This window comes from Lentilactobacillus sp. (assembly GCF_040773105.1).
Classification (GTDB): domain Bacteria; phylum Bacillota; class Bacilli; order Lactobacillales; family Lactobacillaceae; genus Lentilactobacillus; species Lentilactobacillus parabuchneri.
Window position 1 is genome coordinate 1 of sequence record NZ_JAXGWW010000240.1, and the last position, 3,172, is coordinate 3,172.

General features: G+C 44.4%; 5 protein-coding genes. 4 read left to right on the forward strand and 1 reads right to left on the reverse strand.

All coding sequences use genetic code 11. From position 1 onward, the window contains the following. On the reverse strand, positions 1 to 323 hold a 323-nt coding region (locus AB3112_RS10040), incomplete at its 3' end, for a DUF2507 domain-containing protein (protein WP_367334416.1). Positions 324 to 481: 158 nt separating this feature from the next. On the opposite strand from AB3112_RS10040, the gene murI reads away from it, so the two are divergent. From murI to cbpB, 4 genes are read left to right on the forward strand one after another with little or no spacing between them, the layout of a single operon-like run. Continuing rightward, complete coding sequence (murI, locus tag AB3112_RS10045; RefSeq protein ID WP_239822822.1) at positions 482 to 1,255, forward strand: glutamate racemase; 774 nt, start codon at positions 482 to 484, stop codon at positions 1,253 to 1,255. Positions 1,256 to 1,270: 15 nt separating this feature from the next. Next, a complete protein-coding gene (locus AB3112_RS10050; RefSeq protein ID WP_057909267.1) occupies positions 1,271 to 1,870 on the forward strand; it encodes an XTP/dITP diphosphatase in 600 nt (199 codons plus the stop codon). After that, the gene (locus AB3112_RS10055) at positions 1,867 to 2,382 is read left to right on the forward strand and encodes a metallophosphoesterase (RefSeq protein WP_057909266.1); all 516 of its coding nucleotides are present in this window, start codon (positions 1,867 to 1,869) and stop codon (positions 2,380 to 2,382) included. Before AB3112_RS10050 ends, AB3112_RS10055 begins: the two co-directional genes overlap by 4 nt. A gap of 19 nt (positions 2,383 to 2,401) precedes the next feature. After that, the gene (cbpB, locus tag AB3112_RS10060) at positions 2,402 to 2,920 is read left to right on the forward strand and encodes a cyclic-di-AMP-binding protein CbpB (protein ID WP_084972641.1); all 519 of its coding nucleotides are present in this window, start codon (positions 2,402 to 2,404) and stop codon (positions 2,918 to 2,920) included. Positions 2,921 to 3,172 lie beyond the last annotated feature (252 nt).

Genomic DNA, 3,172 nt, shown 5'->3' on the forward strand with positions numbered 1-3,172 from the left:
CCGGATTCCAAATAAAAATCAGGATCATCAAAAGCAGTCAGCCGTTCGGCAACGATTTTTCCGCTTAATTGCCAGTGGATTTGATTGCCGGCTCGTTTTAAAAGTGTCAGTGTCCCAAACTGGAACTGTTGGAAGAAGGTTTCCAAATCTTCGTAGGTTGCCAAGCGATGGTTGCGGGCAAGATGTTTACCCGCCCAATAAGAGATTTCGTGAGCTTCTTTTCCCAGGATTTCCGGAAGCAATGTATCTCGAATCAACTCTTGTCCCAATAAATTGTTCATTGTGCTGTCGTTAATAAAATTCTTGTATACGTCGTTATTCATTTTTTAATCTCCATCAATGTAAAATGTAATATTCTTATTATATACTACAATCACTTGCCATGATTTGTCAGTTGAATATATGTTTCTTATGAAAGATAATAGATATAACAGTACCAAGGGAAGAAGGAATTCAGTTGGATAAGCGGCCAATTGGCGTTATGGACTCGGGGGTCGGCGGGCTTACCGTTTTAAAGGAAATTACCAAAGTTCTCCCTAATGAATCGTACATCTTTGTGGGGGATCAAGCCAACTTACCGTATGGCCAAAAATCATCCGAGGTGGTCAGAGCTTTAACAAAGCGCATTGCAGATTATATGTTGGCCCAAGATGTTAAAATATTTGTCATTGCTTGTAACACCGCGACTGCAGCGGCATATGAGTATCTTACCAAAATCTTACCAATCCCCGTGATTGGGGTGATTCAGCCGGGCGCCACATCAGCGGCTAACGTCTCAAAAACTGGCCAGATTGGCGTGATTGCCACCAACGGGACCGTTCGCTCCGGTGACTATCAGCGCCTTATCAAGCAGGCTAATCCGCATGCCAAGGTTTCATCGCTGGGATGTCCGGAATTTGTCACGATGGTTGAAGAAGGGCTTGCAGGAACTGTTGAAGCGCAAGCTGCCGTCAATAACCGTCTTGCCTGGTTCATGGATAAGCCGATAGATACTCTGGTAATGGGCTGTACCCATTTTCCGGTATTGCGAACGGAAATTCAAAATGTGGTTGGGCCGGATGTCACGTTAGTTGATCCCGGAATCGCGACGGCTCAGCAAGTTCTGGATTATCTGCAGCAGCATGACGCGCTGAATGACCGGTCGGCGAGCCGACAAACCCGCCAATATTTCACGACCGGAAAACCAAAAGACTTCGCCAAGATTGCCGATCAATTACTTGGTGAACCGATTAGCGCGGCTCATTTAGATATTTAAAAGGAGAGATGGACCTTGAAACGACCAGATTCAATTGTGATTGCATCTCAAAACGCACATAAGGTGATTGAATTTGAAGATGCCTTTAAAGATACCGGCGTATCAATCAAATCACTAAAACATTTTGAAAACGTCCCAGAGATTGAGGAAACCGGCACGACTTTTGAAGAGAACGCGACTTTAAAGGCAACTGGGATCATGAAGTTCACCCATCAAGCGGTGATTGCCGATGACTCCGGATTAGTAGTCCAGGCACTTGATGGCCAACCAGGGGTTCATTCAGCGCGCTATGCCGGCGATCATGATGACGACGCCAACAATAACAAACTCCTAAAGGAAATGCAAAATAAGCAAAATCGAAACGCTTATTTTGAATCTGTATTGGTTTATTTGACTCCCGAGGGCGATAAAGTGGTCGCATCAGGACGCATTAACGGTGAAATTTTACGTGCCCGTCGTGGGAACAATGACTTTGGGTACGATCCGTTATTTTATGTGCCGGAAGCACAAAAGACGCTGGCCGAAATGTCGACCCACGACAAGAACTTGATTAGTCACCGGGGAAACGCAATCCGCAATCTGTTGAATAAGTTATTGGAGATGTGGGACCAATGAAAATTGTTGTTGTGAGCGATAACCACGGCGATCGTGAGATTATTCAAAAAATCGTCGATCATTACGAAGGTAAAGTTGATGGCATTTTTCATTGTGGTGATTCGGAGTTTAAACAGGGGGATCCGTTGATCTCAAAGCTCCACCTGGTGGCAGGAAATATGGACTTTGAACCATTTGCCGATCACGATTTGACGACGATTGACGGCCACACCATTTTGACGACCCACGGGCACCACCAAAACGTCAATAGTGGCTTGTTGACACTGAAATTATATGGCCGCAGTCTGGGGGTTGATATTGTCTTGTTCGGACACACCCATCAACTAGGGGCTGAGATGGAAGACGGCATGTTGTTTGTCAATCCCGGCAGTATTTCATATCCCCGTGGTCAATACGCCCCAATTGGCGGTACGTTTGCCGTGATTGATGGGAAGCAGGATACTTACGAGGTTCAATATTATGATCGTCAGCTGTCTTCGATTGATCAGTTGAAGTTTCATTTTTCGTCTTAACAAAGGAGTTTGCGATTACATGATTGATAAGCCGATTGAAACCGTCATGAGAGAAAGCCAGCGGGATATTTTAATTCCTGCTGACCTGGTTGCAACCGTTAATGAAAATAACGACCTTCAGCATGTGTTTATGGTTTTAACCAAGGTCAAGTATGCCAAGATTCCGGTACTCGATAACAATAATCACTTTAAGGGTTTGGTTTCATTGCCTATGATTACTGAACTGATGCTTCAAGATACCGGCATCACTAGTCGGCCACTGGAATCCATGAAAGTGAAACAAATTATGCAGACAGATGTCCCCACGATATATGAACGGGATAATCTTGAAGCGATTATGCGGTACTTGGTTGATGAGAACTTCCTGGTCTACGTTGATTCAGACAACCACTTTAAGGGAATTATTACCCGTCGTGAGTTGTTTAAAGAAATTAATTACCTCGCCCATAACTTTTCCAAACGATACGTTGCCCTTCCGGTGTACAACCAAAAAACAGCTGCTCAACGGAAAAAAGCTGGGGTGAAAAGAAAAATTTGAGTTACGTAGAGACTCATTAAACATGCTAAAAATGGATCCCAAGAAATAACTTGAGGAAAGCGGATGCGTTTCCTCTGGTCTTTTCTTTGGATCCATTTTGCTTGTTACTTCACGTTTGGCTGGCCAACCATTGTTGGGCTTGCCGGCAGCTCAATTCCGGCCTGGTTTAATTCGGTAAGATAAAGTGCTAAGAAACTGTGAGAGATTTCATACTGAGCGCCATTCTTGGTTGTGATGTTGACTTGAACGACC

Excerpts from the sequence above, each read along its gene's own strand:
- murI (WP_239822822.1), top strand. The coding sequence starts at position 482 with ATGGACTCGGGGGTCGGCGGGCTTACCGTTTTAAAGGAAATTACCAAA.
- AB3112_RS10055 (WP_057909266.1), top strand. The coding sequence starts at position 1,867 with ATGAAAATTGTTGTTGTGAGCGATAACCACGGCGATCGTGAGATTATT.
- cbpB (WP_084972641.1), top strand. The coding sequence starts at position 2,402 with ATGATTGATAAGCCGATTGAAACCGTCATGAGAGAAAGCCAGCGGGAT.